This is a genomic window from Microcoleus sp. BROC3, from assembly GCF_036702515.1.
Taxonomy (GTDB): domain Bacteria; phylum Cyanobacteriota; class Cyanobacteriia; order Cyanobacteriales; family Microcoleaceae; genus Microcoleus.
This window is the reverse complement of the sequence record NZ_JAUBTQ010000095.1, coordinates 1-14,177: the sequence shown is the minus strand read 5'-3', so window position 1 is coordinate 14,177 and position 14,177 is coordinate 1. Positions and strand designations below refer to the sequence as shown.

13 protein-coding genes are annotated in these 14,177 nt (G+C 42.3%); 8 read left to right on the top strand and 5 right to left on the bottom strand.

Annotated elements, in window-relative coordinates:
* On the top strand, nt 1–588 hold a 588-nt coding region (locus tag QUB30_RS31620), incomplete at its 5' end, for a hypothetical protein (protein ID WP_333341984.1).
* A gap of 121 nt (nt 589–709) precedes the next feature.
* Here the strand turns inward: QUB30_RS31620 and QUB30_RS31615 are convergent.
* Together QUB30_RS31615 and QUB30_RS31610 are read right to left on the bottom strand one after the other, a co-directional pair.
* Nucleotides 710–1,483, bottom strand: a complete 774-nt coding sequence (locus tag QUB30_RS31615; RefSeq protein WP_333341983.1) for a hypothetical protein — start codon at nt 1,481–1,483, stop codon at nt 710–712.
* Nucleotides 1,484–1,582: 99 nt separating this feature from the next.
* The gene (locus QUB30_RS31610) at nt 1,583–2,701 is read right to left on the bottom strand and encodes a P-loop NTPase fold protein (RefSeq protein WP_333341981.1); all 1,119 of its coding nucleotides are present in this window, start codon (nt 2,699–2,701) and stop codon (nt 1,583–1,585) included.
* Between the two features lie 455 nt (nt 2,702–3,156).
* Here QUB30_RS31610 and QUB30_RS31605 point away from each other — a divergent pair, with 455 nt between their 5' ends.
* From QUB30_RS31605 to QUB30_RS31585, 5 genes are read left to right on the top strand one after another with little or no spacing between them, the layout of a single operon-like run.
* Entirely contained in the window at nt 3,157–4,695 is a 1,539-nt protein-coding gene (locus tag QUB30_RS31605; protein ID WP_333341980.1) for a class I SAM-dependent DNA methyltransferase, read from the top strand.
* On the top strand, nt 4,692–5,879 hold the full coding sequence (locus tag QUB30_RS31600) for a restriction endonuclease subunit S (protein WP_333341978.1): 1,188 nt from the start codon (nt 4,692–4,694) through the stop codon (nt 5,877–5,879). The genes QUB30_RS31605 and QUB30_RS31600 overlap by 4 nt, the downstream gene beginning before the upstream one ends.
* Before the next feature lies 1 nt (nt 5,880).
* Nucleotides 5,881–7,194: an AAA family ATPase gene (locus QUB30_RS31595; protein ID WP_333341976.1), complete on the top strand. Its 1,314-nt coding sequence runs from the start codon at nt 5,881–5,883 to the stop codon at nt 7,192–7,194.
* Nucleotides 7,187–7,669, top strand: a complete 483-nt coding sequence (locus QUB30_RS31590; RefSeq protein ID WP_333341974.1) for a hypothetical protein — start codon at nt 7,187–7,189, stop codon at nt 7,667–7,669. The genes QUB30_RS31595 and QUB30_RS31590 overlap by 8 nt, the downstream gene beginning before the upstream one ends.
* A gap of 4 nt (nt 7,670–7,673) precedes the next feature.
* Nucleotides 7,674–11,102 carry a DEAD/DEAH box helicase family protein gene (locus QUB30_RS31585; protein WP_333341972.1) on the top strand — a complete coding sequence of 1,143 codons (3,429 nt, stop codon included), beginning with the start codon at nt 7,674–7,676 and terminating at the stop codon, nt 11,100–11,102.
* Between the two features lie 125 nt (nt 11,103–11,227).
* Here QUB30_RS31585 and QUB30_RS31580 read toward each other — a convergent pair whose 3' ends face one another.
* From QUB30_RS31580 to QUB30_RS31570, 3 genes are all read right to left on the bottom strand, one after another.
* Nucleotides 11,228–11,446 carry a hypothetical protein gene (locus QUB30_RS31580; RefSeq protein WP_333341971.1) on the bottom strand — a complete coding sequence of 73 codons (219 nt, stop codon included), beginning with the start codon at nt 11,444–11,446 and terminating at the stop codon, nt 11,228–11,230.
* 298 nt (nt 11,447–11,744) lie between these two features.
* The gene (locus tag QUB30_RS31575; protein WP_333341968.1) at nt 11,745–12,461 is read right to left on the bottom strand and encodes a hypothetical protein; all 717 of its coding nucleotides are present in this window, start codon (nt 12,459–12,461) and stop codon (nt 11,745–11,747) included.
* On the bottom strand, nt 12,458–12,694 hold the full coding sequence (locus QUB30_RS31570) for a hypothetical protein (protein WP_333336179.1): 237 nt from the start codon (nt 12,692–12,694) through the stop codon (nt 12,458–12,460). Before QUB30_RS31570 ends, QUB30_RS31575 begins: the two co-directional genes overlap by 4 nt.
* A 253-nt stretch (nt 12,695–12,947) precedes the next feature.
* On the opposite strand from QUB30_RS31570, the gene QUB30_RS31565 reads away from it, so the two are divergent.
* Together QUB30_RS31565 and QUB30_RS31560 are read left to right on the top strand one after the other, a co-directional pair.
* Nucleotides 12,948–13,313 (top strand): hypothetical protein, encoded by a 366-nt coding sequence (locus QUB30_RS31565; protein WP_333341966.1) that lies wholly within the window; start codon nt 12,948–12,950, stop codon nt 13,311–13,313.
* Nucleotides 13,314–13,354: 41 nt separating this feature from the next.
* Nucleotides 13,355–13,795 carry a hypothetical protein gene (locus QUB30_RS31560; protein ID WP_333341963.1) on the top strand — a complete coding sequence of 147 codons (441 nt, stop codon included), beginning with the start codon at nt 13,355–13,357 and terminating at the stop codon, nt 13,793–13,795.
* The last annotated feature ends 382 nt before the right edge of the window (nt 13,796–14,177 follow it).

The following is a 14,177-nucleotide window of genomic DNA, read 5'->3' as shown; positions in this document are numbered from 1 at the left end:
CAAAAATGGATTCAAGCCACCCAAGAAGTTGAAAAAGCTCGATTTGCCATACCGATAACCAGGCTGACGAGTATCAAAAGTTTGTGCGTTGATGAACTTGCTGCTGAAAAGTTTGCTCTCTACATTGCCCAACGGGTGCAGCAGCAGATTAATCAGGCGACTTGTCCCGAACACTTCACGGATGAAGAATGGGAACAGCAAAAACAATTAGTGGGTGAAGCGATCGTACTGATGGACAGTTACTTAGAAAGTCCTAGTTACGAAAGCAGGCAATCTCTCAGAAATTTATTGAGAGACATTGATGGCTTGCAAGGGGATGACTACCGCAATTTTAGGTGGACAACGGTGCGTTTTGTCCGCAGTGGAGATTTACTCAAGCTAGAGTATGCACTGCGCTGTTTTGTAGAGACAGATTTCCCCTATTGGGCTTACAAACTAGCTAGAGAATATGTAGAAGGCTATGGATTGCAGTCTGGTTCGGGTATCGTGGCTGAATCCGTACCCATGTTGTTAGAAGTCGCAGAATTTTGGTGTCAGTATTATTTCGATAAGAGTTTGAGTGATAAATTTCCCGAGCGCGAATGTTAGGAACGATCGCCACCTATCTTAAATATTTTCCCACAAAAGGCGTCGTCGTGCGCTTAGGCGAGAAAATAACCAATGCTGGTGTTTTTTGATGGGCGATTGACAGACGGCGCAGTCAATACCCTTAAAGAGGTTGTTCTACTTGTTCGAGATTACTAATTATTGCTTCTAAGTATTCTTTATTGAGAGAACTTAATAAGTATCCGCTAATTTTTCCTGTTTTTTGAGAAATTTCTGCTAGTAATAAACTTTGAATCTTCTTCAAAAAATCTAGCTCATCAACTAAATTTTTCGCAAAATTTGGGCTGCTATATCTGTTTCTTAGACAATAAAAAATATAGCCCATATCCTGATAAGGCAATATCAAAAATGTTTTTATAAAATCTTCGGGAGGTAAATATTTCAAGATGGGATAATCATAATAAGATTTTTGCCCTAAACTATCGAAATTGCTGCCAGCATTAAAAAATATTGTATGTTGAAACATAGCGATGTTATTTTGCATCATATCTAGTATCTTTTTAGCTTCATTGGGTATATTTTGAATCCTTACCTCTTCTTGACATTGCTTAATATAATTATCAAATTCTTTAAAGCCTGGATCGTCTTTACTGTTAAATTCAATACTCATATAAATATCTCCGAATGGATTAGAACGATACTCTGTATCTAGCCTGCCAGAATTCTTTAGTTGATCAATATATTCTTTAGCTTCATCAATAATAGATTTTTTGTCCTTGTTGTATACCTTAATATCAGAAAATAGTAAGAATAATCCGGTAATATGCTTGATTATTCCAATATCTTCAAAAGCCCTATTCAGATACTCTGATTTAACTAGATCAAGTGTTTTATCGAATTCTCGATCGGTAAGCATAGTATAACGCAACAATTTCATCCAATTGGGTGCGTTTTCCTCTTGGAAAAATTTGGAATTTGGCAGTGATTCTTCAAAATATTGCCGATCGATCAGACCTTTGTCAAAAAAAGCTTCCCATCATAATAAGCTTGGGTACACTCCATAAAAAGCTCGTAATCCACTAAAGTAATAGGAGTTATAAAGCTTTTGATACTTTTTGAATATAGAATCTTTATGTTCAGTATTTTCAGTATTGGCATTATTCTTTTCTGTTAAATTACTATGATTATTGCGCCTTATCTCTGACATAATTTCTTTAGCTAACTCCTGATCTATTCGACTAATTTCTTGGGGATGAAGTCTTGCACAAGCAATTTCAATAGAAAAAATTATTAATAGTTCTAAGACTTCTTCTACTAATTTTGATTTATTCTGAGCTTTTTCTGGTAAGCCTTCAAAGATTCGTTGAAAATCTAAGATTACTTGGTTCAAAATTCTTAAATTTTTACATTCTGCTTGCAGGTACAACTCTTGAAGGAGAGCCAAGTTTTTTGTCAAAATTTCTTTGACTTGCGAATTAGATATTTGATTGATGGTTGTATGTAATGCCCCTGACAAATCAGGAAAAACATCAAAAGTTTTCCCAATTAGTTTTTCCTTGGTTTTGTTGTATTTTTCTTGTTTGTCTCGATCGTTATTTATTTCATCTTCATTTGCAATTATGACTACTTTTAAGTTTTGGGAATCTACAAAATTATTGATATATCCCAATATATTTTCAATATTTATGCTACAACGTTCTAAGTCATCAAATATTAAAAGGCTAAATTGAGAATCCTCAAATTTTTTAAGTATCTCTATCTCGGGAATAGAAAAATTCCACATTCCATCTTGTTGACCATCATTGTCTAAATCAATTTTTAATGTGCCTTTTAGCAAACCTTTAACGATTTGACCCGCTATTACCATCCCTTTAGAGGCAAGTAAAGGATTCAATTGTTTAAAAAGACTGTCTTCTATTTCTGAATAATTAGTGATGCCGTATAGGCTAACATATAAAGATTTTTTACCTTCTGTTTTTAATTTTTCACGATACTGATTTATAAACCATGTTTTGCCACAACCCCATTTTCCTTTAAGCAAGATAGCGAATTTAGGGGACTGAGGTAATTCACAGTAATAGTCTAAGTATTGTTCAATATGCTGATTTGGCTCAGAAATATACTGATTATTTGTGCTAGTTATTTGGTCTGGCATAAGTTTTTTTGTTGGTAAAATGAATAAGGTCAAGAAGTATCAATCATTTAATTCGATCGACCGTCCTGCAATAATCTTTATTTTATCAGTCGCCGTAAAGAATTGTACGATCGCCTATTTTGCTTAACGCTCGCCTATTATATCACTATCACTGCATTAGTCTTCAACATCATTGGGCAGGAAGTAGGCTGATACAGCGAGTCAAGAGCGAGCGAGCGCCACCAAATGCCAGCAGTACCCCAGACATTCCACCAGGAGGGCAAAACCGAAAATGCAGCGTTGCCATCGCATTGACCTAATCCCCCACCTTCAGCAGTAGCTAGAGGGTCAAACCTTCAAACTGGAGTACAAGCAGCAGATAGATTTTGGCTGCATATTTCCAGCAAAACCATATTCAAGCTAAACTGATAATCGCCCTAATTTTTAGAATTATCTATGGGACAAGAAAGCGCAATATGATATCAGGGGAAATCAAAAGTAAAATAGATAAAATCTGGGATGCCTTCTGGTCGGGTGGTATCTCCAATCCCCTCGAAGTCATTGAGCAGATTACTTATCTGCTGTTTCTGCGTCGTCTCGACGATTTACATACTCTGGAAGAAAACAAAGCTAATCGGCTCAAGCGCCCAATGGAACGCCGGATTTTCCCAGAGGGGGAAGATATCAAAAAACGCTCCTACGATGATTTGCGTTGGTCGAGGTTCAAGAATTTTGCACCCAAGGAGATGTTTGAGGTCGTCAACGATCATGTTTTCCCTTTCTTGCGGACTTTGGGGGGGGATGATTCGACTTACGCGCACCACATGAAGGATGCCCGCTTCACAATTCCGACACCGGCCCTGCTTTCTAAAGTGGTGGATTTGCTCGATGGTGTACCGATGGAAGACAGGGACACTAAAGGCGACCTTTACGAGTATATGTTGGGCAAGATTGCCTCCGCTGGACAAAACGGACAGTTTCGCACACCGCGCCACGTTATTCAGTTGATGGTGGAACTGACTGCACCCAGTCCAGGCGATGTAATTTGCGATCCAGCTAGTGGGACTTGCGGTTTTCTGGTGGCTGCTAATGAATATCTGCGATCGCATCACCCGGAAATTCTGCGCGATACCAAGATGAAGCAACATTTTCACTATAAGATGTTTCATGGGTTCGACTTTGACAATACCATGCTGCGGATTGGCAGTATGAATATGCTTTTGCATGGGGTAGAAAACCCGGATGTGCGCTATCAGGATTCGCTGGCACAGGAACATTCTAGTGATGCAGAATCTTATAGCCTTGTCCTCGCTAATCCACCCTTTGCTGGTTCGTTGGACTATGAGAATACGGCTAAGGACTTGCAGGCGATCGTCAAAACCAAGAAAACTGAATTACTATTTCTGGCTCTGTTTTTAAGATTGCTGAAAACAGGGGGACGGGCAGCGGTGATTGTGCCGGATGGTGTGCTTTTTGGTTCTTCTAAGGCACACAAGGAACTGCGCCGCCTGTTGGTGGAGGAGCAGAAGCTTGATGCTGTGATCTCTCTGCCTGGTGGTGTATTTAAGCCTTATGCGGGGGTTTCTACTGCGATTTTACTATTTACTAAAACTAACTCTGGTGGAACTGATTTTGTTTGGTTCTACAATGTGAATGCTGACGGGTGGAGTTTGGACGATAAAAGAACGCCTTTACTGTCTGAAGATAAATTGGGTGCTGTGCCTACTGGGACGCTAACAGTAGAGGAACATACTAAGAATAATCTACCGGATGTGTTGGCTCGTTGGCAACTGCGAAATACTACGGAACGAGAGCAATTGCCCACTGCTCAGAGTTTCTGTGTACCCAAGGCTGATATTGCGACTCAGGGGTATGACCTCAGCCTGAATCGTTATAAGGAAGTGGTGCATGAAGAGGTGGAACATCTCGCACCCAAAGACATCCTCGCTAATTTGGCGAAGTTAGAGGTGGAAATTCAGCAGGGGATGGAGAAATTGGAGGGAATGCTGAAATGACGACTTGGCCGTTAGTTGCCTTGGGAGACATTTTCGAGATCGCTCGTGGGGGTTCCCCAAGACCGATACAGAACTACATTACTGATGATGTTGACGGTGTGAATTGGATTATGATCGCCGATGCTTCCGAAAGCTCAAAATATATAACTTCGACCAAGAAGCGCATTCGGAAAGAAGGTGTAAAAAACTCACGAATGGTCTATCCAGGAGATTTTGTGCTGACTAATTCGATGAGTTTTGGCAGACCTTATATCATGAAAACATCGGGTTGTATTCATGACGGATGGCTTGTTCTAAGCAATCGCCTGGAGAACGTTGATTCTAACTACTTCTTTCATTTACTTGGCTCGAATGCTGTGTATTTGGAGTTTGCACGCCGTGCAGCAGGCGCAACTGTCAAAAATCTAAACATCGATTTAGTTAAAGGAGTTCAAATCCCCCTCCCGCCATTAGAAGAACAGAAGCGGATTGCAGAGATACTCGATCGCGCCGAAGAACTCAGGTCTAAACGTCGGGAGGCGATCGCACAACTCGACACCCTCACCCAAGCTATTTTCCTAGAGATGTTCGGCGATCCAATTACAAATCCGAAAGGCTTAAGTATCAAGCCATTGGAAGATTATTTACTGTTTATAACCAGTGGAGGTCGAGGCTGGGCCAAATTTTATGCTCCAAGTGGTAGTCGATTCTTAAGATCTTTGGATGTACAGATGAACTGTATAAGTAAAGACGACCTCACTTTTGTATCTCCACCGAACAACGCTGAAGCACGTAGAACACAAGTAAAAACTGGAGATGTTTTGCTTACCATCACGGGTTCCCGTATCGGTCGAGCTGCTCCTGTTTTAAATGAGCTACATGGTGCTTATATCAGTCAGCACGTAGCTATTCTTCGCTCAGATCCTAAAAAAATATCCCCCTTATTCTTGTCTTTTTTCTTAAATTTTGAGACTGGGGGTCAACGTCAAATAGCAAAAGTCCAATATGGTCAAACAAAGCCCGGTCTAAATTTTGACCAGATTAAAAATTTCCAAGTTCCTATCCCCTCAATTGATCTTCAACAAGAGTTTGCCGATCGCGTCGAAGCCGTAGAAAAACTCAAAGCAGCACACCGCGCCTCACTGTCACAACTCGATGCCCTTTTTGCTTCCCTTCAACATCGTGCATTCCGAGGAGAATTATGAGATGAACGCCATGCTAACCGAATTTACCCTCGCCAACTTCAAAAGTTACAGTACAAGCCGATTGCCCCTTGGATCGCTAACCGTACTAATCGGAGCCAATGCAGCAGGCAAAAGTAACGCCCTTGAAGGTTTGCGCTTTCTGTCATGGCTGGCACAAGGGCAAAAACTCTCCAGCATTCAATATGCCGTGAATAGTGCAGAGCGCGTTGTACGCGGTCGAGTAAATGATTTGTGCCATCGGGGAGAGTCAAATTTTACCATTGGTTGCCGTTTAGACTACCCAGATTGGAACCAACTCGATATAACCCTGAATGTGCGTGACGGAGAACTGCACATCAGTAATGAGCGAATCGTTGGCTCGACAAGTCAAGTCCCGCTATATGACCTAGATCAGCCTTCTCAAGGAGTAGGGACTGATGTTGGTGTGGCATATAACAACTTTACAAAAGGGAAGAACAAACCACGAGTAACGTGCAGCGATCAGATGGCTATATTCGTGCAATTAGACACCCCTGCCCATTTTGATGCAAAGTACCCCAAATCCCAAAAGATAATTCCTGAAACCGTCCGCGAATATCAAAAAGTCTTACAAAATATCCTATTTTTAGATCCCGTTCCTGCCAGAATGCGCGAGTACAGCTTCAAATCTGATAAGCGATTACAAGAAGATGGCACTAATCTTTCCAGCGTTTTGTATCGCTTGTGGGAGAACCAAGCCGAAAATCGCGAGGCAATTCTCAACTTTATTCAGAGTTTACCAGAACAAGCTATAGATGGGCTAGATTTCCTTTTCGGTCCACGGGATGAAGTCATGGTGCAACTAGCAGAAACATTTGGCAATACCCGCCGCTATTGTGAGGCTGCATTATTATCCGATGGCACTTTACGGGTGTTAGCGATCGCAGCAGCTATGCTATCAGCTACCGAAGGCAGTTTAGTAGTCATTGAGGAAATCGACAACGGCGTTCATCCCAACCGCGCCAAGCATTTACTCGCCAGCATCCGAGATATTGCCGAACGTCGTAAATTGCGAGTGCTGCTATCGACTCATAACCCCGCGTTAATGGATGCCTTACCCGATGAGGCGATCGGCGATGTAGTGTTTTGTTACCGCAATCCAGAGTCAGGAGATAGCCGCCTGGTACGGCTTGGAGAAATGTATGATTTTCCAAGTCTGATATCTCAGGGGCCGCTCGGTCAACTGGTAACTGCTGGGATAGTCGATCGGTTCGTCAAATCGCCGCACACCCCAGAAGACAGAAAACAGCAAGCTATGGCATGGCTGTCTCGGTTACAGGAGTACGGCAATGAGTAGTATTTGCTTGATTGATACGAGCATATTCCTCGAAATACTCAACGTTCCCAACTATAATCAGCATAGAGAATCAGTTCTCGAAGATTTTAGAACCTATTCTCTAGCTGGCTGTACTTTTTTGTTGCCTATGGCGACGATACTCGAAACAGGCAACCACATCGCCCAAAACGGTGACGGCACAATGCGAAGGAAAACCGCCCTACGTTTTGTTAAAGAAGTTAAAGAAGCCTTCACAGGCGTAGCGCCCTGGAGGCCTACTACATTCCCGAGCACAGCAGAGATACTGGAGTGGATTGACCAGTTCCCCGATGAAGCTGGCAAAAACAAAGCTCCTAATAAACAAGAAGGAACAAGTTTCGGCGATCTCAGCATCATTCAGGAATTTCATAAGTCCTGTAATATCTTCTCAATGAGTGAAGTTTTTATCTGGTCACTAGACAAGGATTTACAGAACTTTCACCAAATGCATACATAAATATATGAGCCAGTTTACCTTCCTCCAAGCTGAATTCTCTACGATTTATGAATCCGCCAACAAAGCAGTTGATGCAGTACATCCAGATTCTCGCACTGCCTGCTTTTATGCCCGTCGAGCCTTGGAGTTAACCGTAAATTGGTTATATAAATACGATAATTCTCTAGAACTTCCTTATCAAGATAACCTAAGCAGTTTAATTCACGAACCTACTTTTAAAACCTTAGTAGGTGAAGCAATATTTAACAAAGCAAGAGTCATTATCAAACTAGGAAATCAGGCCGTACACAGTACCCGACCTATCTCTGTTAATGATGCTATAAATGCTGTACGGGAGCTGTTTCATTTTACATATTGGTTAGCACATACCTACGGACGCAGTAGCAAACCAAATGCGGGCCTTACCTTCAACTCTGACGCATTGCCCAAGACTGCACCAGTTCCTAAGCAAACCATTGAACAACTTCAGAAACTAGAAACTCAACTACACGATCGCGATGAAAAGCTCTCAACACTTCTAGCAGACAAAAATGCACTTGATAAAGAACTGAAACAACTACGGGCCCAATTAGCAGCAGTCAAGAAAGCCAGTGTCACCCAACCCGATACTCACGATTATTCTGAAGCAAAAACCCGCGATATTTTTATAGACCTTTTGTTAAAAGAAGCAGGATGGAACCTAGACCAAAAGCGCGATCGAGAGTTTCCGGTTACAGGGATGCCCAATTCATCAAATCAAGGTTTTGTTGATTACGTCCTCTGGGGCGATGATGGTAAACCTCTGGCAGTCGTAGAAGCTAAGCGCACCCGAAACGACCCCCGCACCGGGCAACAACAGGCTAAGCTATATGCCGATTGCCTAGAAAGCCAATTTAATCAGCGTCCAGTTATTTTCTACTCTAACGGTTACGAGCATTGGCTGTGGGATGATACTAATTACCCACCGCGACAGGTGCAAGGATTTTATAAAAAAACTGAATTACAATTACTTATACAGCGCCGAGCTACCCGTAAATCTTTAGCAACAGGCACAATTAACTCTACCATTGCCGAACGCTATTATCAAACTCGTGCCATTCGTCACATTACCGAAGCCTTAGAGACTGATAAAGACCGCAAAGCCCTGATAGTTATGGCAACAGGTGCAGGCAAAACCAGAACCGCGATCGCCTTGGTCGATATGCTGATGCGTTGTAACTGGGCTAAACGTGTTCTATTTCTAGCCGATCGTGTAGCCTTGGTAAATCAGGCAATCAATGTATTTAAGAAACATCTCCCCGATGCCGCGCCAGTAAACTTAGTCACAGAAAAAGATACCGAAGGACGAGTATTTGCTTGCACCTATCCAACCATGATGGGATTAATTAATGATACCCGTGACGGTCAGCGTCGTTTTGGCGTAGGGCATTTTGACCTAATTATTATTGATGAAGCTCACCGATCTGTTTTTCAGAAATACCGCACAATTTTCAACTACTTTGATTCTGTCCTGCTAGGGCTAACCGCTACACCAAAGGATGAAATTGACCGCAACACTTACGGACTCTTTGACTTAGAGAATGGCGTACCTACCGATGCTTACTCGCTTGAAGATGCCGTAAAAGATGGTTATCTAGTCCCGCTTAAAGCAGTATCAGTGCCGCTTAAGTTCCAGCGACAAGGCATTAACTATGGTGAACTCTCTGAAGCAGAAAGGGAAGAATGGGATGCGCTTGAATGGGACACAGAAGGCAATGCCCCTGAGCGCGTAGAAGCAGAAGCAGTCAACAAGTGGTTATTCAATAAAGATACCGTGGATAAGGTGCTAGAGCATCTGATGACTAGGGGGTTAAAGGTTGCTGGGGGCGATCGTCTCGGCAAAACCATTATTTTCGCTAAAAATCAAGATCATGCAGAGTTTATTGCTCAGCGGTTCAACGCCAATTATCCACACCTTAAAGGTGAGTTTGCCCGCGTCATTACCTTCAAAACCTCCTATGCTCAAACCCTGATTGATAACTTTTCCCAAAAAGATAAAGAACCTCATATCGCAATCTCAGTGGATATGCTCGACACTGGGATTGACGTGCCAGAGGTAGTTAATCTGGTGCTGTTCAAAATTGTTCGCTCCAAAACTAAGTTCTGGCAGATGATAGGACGAGGTACGAGGCTATGCCCTGATTTATTTGGACTGGGGCAAGATAAAGATTTTTTTTACCTGTTTGATTATTGCCAAAATTTAGAGTTTTTTCAACACAACTCAGAAACTGTTAATGCACCCATAACTAAATCATTGGGTCAGCAATTGTTTACCGCTCGATTAGAATTAATCGGAGAGTTAGATAAAATAATACCTGGAAATCAACCCATTAATTCAGCACAACTGAGCAAGCTTCAAGAGTATCAAGCTGCCTCTAAAGAACCCAAAACCGATGCAGAATTGCGCCAGGAACTAGCCAATTTACTCAATACCGAAGTGGCGGCTATGAATACTGAAAACTTCATAGTGCGACCTAAACAACGATTCGTAGAGAAATATGCTAATTCTGCAGCATGGGCGTCGCTATCCATCGATGATTTTCTGGAACTTAGTCAAGAAATCGCTGGTTTGCCCACCCAATTGGAAACAGAAACGGAAGAAATAAAAAGATTTGATGTTCTGATGCTGAAGTTACAATTAGCAATCCTGCGCTCTGACTCTACGTTTAAGCGTTTACAAGAACAGGTGAAGTCACTTGCAGGGATGTTAGAGGAGAAATCTGCGATTCCCTTCGTGCAAGAACAGCTAGCCCTGATTCACGATGTACAAACCGATGAGTGGTGGCAAGATGTGACATTACCAATGCTGGAGGTGTTACGCAAACGCCTGCGGGGGTTAATCAAGCTGATTGAAAAACAAAAACGCCAACCTATTTACACCGACTTTGAGGATGTAATGGGGGATGAAATAATAGTAGAGTTGCCTGGTTTTACAGCATTAGATAACTTTGAGAAATTCCGTGCTAAAGCCAGGGCTTTTTTGCGATCGCATGAAGATCATGTGGTCATTTTTAAACTACGAACTAACAAACAGCTCACTCGATCCGACCTATCTGAGTTAGAGAAGATATTGCTAGAGAATAAATTAGGCGTAGAGGAGGATATAGACCGTGCAAAAGAAGAGGCGCATGGGTTAGGCTTATTCGTCCGTTCCTTAGTAGGACTAGATCGTGAGGTAGCCAAGCAGGAATTAGCTAAGTTTATATCTGGTAAACATCTTAACTCCAATCAGATTGAATTTGTGGATATGATTGTGAATTACCTAACCGCACATGGCGCAATGGATGCAGCAATCCTTTATGAGTCCCCATTTACCGACATTACGCCCCAGGGGCCAGAGGGATTATTTACCTCGACTCAGGTAGATGAATTATTTTCTATTCTTGAAGAAGTTTCTACACGGGCTGCTGCATAAGACACAGCAGTAAAACCTGGGGCGTTGCAAATAATCTGGGTTGAAGCACAATTGTGATTGCAGTAAAACCTGGCTTTTGGTGTTGAGGAACGCGCAGACTGGCATTTTTTCCCGCCCTTGAATGTTTAAACCAAAGACAGCCAGCGTTCTTCTTGCCGGTATCGAGAATAACCGCCGTTGCTAAAACCAACACCCACCGGATTTTTAGTATCGCATTCTAAAAAAGTATACGTCCAAGTTGACCCAGACCAAGTAACCTCATCTACTTCATAAATCTGGCGCGGCCCTTGGGAGTTGTAAACACCAACTCTTTGCCCTTTCTGGAATTTTGCGCTTTGCTTCATCGAACGAACTTGTCGGTTAGGTATGAAATCGGTACGCCTCTAATCGCAATTGCCGGGGAACGCCAAAAAACTGTAGGCGATGGTGCCCGATAAAAGGAGCGCGATGGTTCACCCCCCGACTCCGGCATCGCTTTCGATTTATTCTGAATCCTTCAAAAACAAAGAATATGCAACAGTCTTGAAAAATTGCGCCTTTCAGACCCGTTGCATATTTCTAGCTCAATGATATGCTGAATCGCTGCTAAAAGTCAATACCTCGTCGGCAAAGATGCAAACCTCATAGTTCTCCAAACAGAATCTAGGCAAGTTTGCTTAGTCCAGCTATCACAATCTTTGCCAAATCGTCGGTCAGTCTAAGAAATCCGTTCTTGAGTCCCCAGTCATGGATCTTAGTTGGCAGTAAGAATCCGTGAGCCGAAGCATTTCTGAGAGCTTTCGCCAGTTTGTATGCCTCCAACCAGGAATCTACAGATTGGGATTGAACCAGCCACCGATCGATCGCTTTCCGATCTCCTGAAGTTACTCCCAGGAATTCGGCTAATGCCCCCTCTTCCTTATCCAGCCATTTTTCAAGCTTTGGTTTACCTCTAGGCGGCTCTATTGGCTTGTAGTCGGGCAGGACGCATTTTTCCAGAAATCTTTCATACATCCCCTTCTCAACTTGCCTGTCCCACTTGTCCATCATTAAAGCTTTAGATGCAATCTCAAAACCGGTATAGGCGATTACCAGTCTCCACTGATGCCCTCGCAGCTTATCATTGACGCTGCGGGTTTCGCTTTGACCGATGGCAGGATTTTGCCATTCGATCGCTGCTTGAACTAAACCCTTTCCTCTAGATAAAGCTTTAATAACTCGGTCGATATGTTGCGAACTGTTGCCGTGGTGGGAATTAAAATAGGAAAGTTTTTTCTGGATGCAATTGCATTTAGCTGCATCGGTCAACCAAGACTTCTTTGGTTCCAAGACATTCCAAACATCTTTCCATGCCCCATTCAAGTCTTCCGAAACGTTCATATCACATTTTTATGTTTATCTGTACCGGGTAAGCTTCTTAGGATATCTTGAACTATTTTCATTATCCATGCCTGTTGGTAAAAGTCGTAGAATTTTGGTGTCAGTATTTCGATCGAAGGAAGCTTGAGGGAGAATTTTGCTGATGGGGGCGATCGCTGCATTCGACCCAGCCCGTGAGAATTTTCAGATGCAGATTGAGGTTTTGTTAAGCCTGCGACCTCTAAGATTGTCAAAACCCGTGCCAGCACTCAGCATCTAATTCTACAATTTCTACCGTGACAGAGCGGGTGTGGCACTAAAAATCTAGGCGGGAAAACGCTTGTTTCCCTATCTAGGACTTGGAAGTGCTACCCGTAGAGTTGATTAAAAATAAAACTCTTATTCTCTATAATTTTTTCTAATTTGAATAATTAAATAAATCTTAAATACTATGAAACCAAATAAGTTCATAGCTAAAATATTTTAATATATTTAGGAGCGAGTTGTATGTTTCAGTATTTTGTAATGATTCCTTCCCTTCTTGAAGAAAAAGAGGTAGACAAAGACGTAGACCAAGAAAAACTCAATTGGTCGATGCAAGTTGCTAAGTACAATTTTAATCTGGGCTTACAAGTAGGAGATGACATTGAGCTGATTCTTCACTACGGTGACGAATGCTTTTCGTTTGGAAGTAAGGTTGTGAAGATATTAAAAGTTATAGAAAATGACAAAGAAAGACTTGATGATATTTTCAGAATTGAGGCTCATGTAGAGATTTCGGACAAAGAAGATGTTATAAAAGTTCGAGAAATTCTTAAGGGGCTGAATTCATCGTCTCGCTCTGGTTTCCATCCAATGGGTTTTTCTAGCTAGTGAGGAGGGTAAATAGAATTTATCAGTTTGCGGGCAATCTTATGTTCAAAAATCTTGTGATTCGTCTAATCTTCACTGCCGGAGTTTTCTTTCCTTCTTTTTCTGGTGGGAGTGTCGCTACTCCCTTGCTTCAAGTTCAAAATCCCAACGCATATCCAGAGGCTGACAAAAATGGAGATTACCGCATTGTCAACGGAAATAGTGGAGTCATGCCTTGGGTGTGGGAAGCCGTAGATCCAGAAGGTTTGAATGTCCGCTGCCAAGATAGGACTGGTCAAAGTAACCGACTGGATATGCTTGAGTTGCCCGTTGATAGGGTTATGCCAACTGGAGAAAGATTTGATACTGTTGGAATTTCTCTTGACCGACGGGGAAAACCTTGGCTATGGGTGGGCAGCCATTCTATGAGTAGCACTCGCTGCTGGGTCAGGGCTAATACAAATTACGTCCGACCGATTCAAAGAATTAATCGCAACCTATAGCCTTTCTCGCTTTTAATTCCCGATTTTTTCGGCTTACGAGGGGCATAATCACCTCCAATTCATCAGCTTGGTATTTCCCAGTCTAGGGCTTCAAACTGTTACGGCTAGGTCAGAATACGTTCTATTTCCTAATGTTTTCCGGTAATTGATGCGAGAATTGGTGACGTTAATTTTTGCAGCTCGACTTTGAGATTTTGCCGCAATTCTTCTAAAATTTTTGGCATCGACCAACGCAATCGGCGTAAGAATCCATTTAGCACGGTACGCGACAATAGCTTACTCTCCAACGATTGACATTGTTTGATCCCACATTCCGCACCCCCAACTGGCACATAGGGGGATTGAGGGGGTCAAAGTGAATCATCCGAGATCATAGTAGGTA

Bases quoted from the DNA above. Each gene is read 5' to 3' on its own strand.
- QUB30_RS31615 (WP_333341983.1), bottom strand. From the start codon at position 1,483: ATGAAATTGTTGCGTTATACTATGCTTACCGATCGAGAATTCGATAAA.
- QUB30_RS31610 (WP_333341981.1), bottom strand. From the start codon at position 2,701: ATGCCAGACCAAATAACTAGCACAAATAATCAGTATATTTCTGAGCCA.
- QUB30_RS31605 (WP_333341980.1), top strand. From the start codon at position 3,157: ATGATATCAGGGGAAATCAAAAGTAAAATAGATAAAATCTGGGATGCC.
- QUB30_RS31600 (WP_333341978.1), top strand. From the start codon at position 4,692: ATGACGACTTGGCCGTTAGTTGCCTTGGGAGACATTTTCGAGATCGCT.
- QUB30_RS31595 (WP_333341976.1), top strand. From the start codon at position 5,881: ATGAACGCCATGCTAACCGAATTTACCCTCGCCAACTTCAAAAGTTAC.
- QUB30_RS31590 (WP_333341974.1), top strand. From the start codon at position 7,187: ATGAGTAGTATTTGCTTGATTGATACGAGCATATTCCTCGAAATACTC.
- QUB30_RS31585 (WP_333341972.1), top strand. From the start codon at position 7,674: ATGAGCCAGTTTACCTTCCTCCAAGCTGAATTCTCTACGATTTATGAA.
- QUB30_RS31580 (WP_333341971.1), bottom strand. From the start codon at position 11,446: ATGAAGCAAAGCGCAAAATTCCAGAAAGGGCAAAGAGTTGGTGTTTAC.
- QUB30_RS31575 (WP_333341968.1), bottom strand. From the start codon at position 12,461: ATGAACGTTTCGGAAGACTTGAATGGGGCATGGAAAGATGTTTGGAAT.
- QUB30_RS31565 (WP_333341966.1), top strand. From the start codon at position 12,948: ATGTTTCAGTATTTTGTAATGATTCCTTCCCTTCTTGAAGAAAAAGAG.
- QUB30_RS31560 (WP_333341963.1), top strand. From the start codon at position 13,355: ATGTTCAAAAATCTTGTGATTCGTCTAATCTTCACTGCCGGAGTTTTC.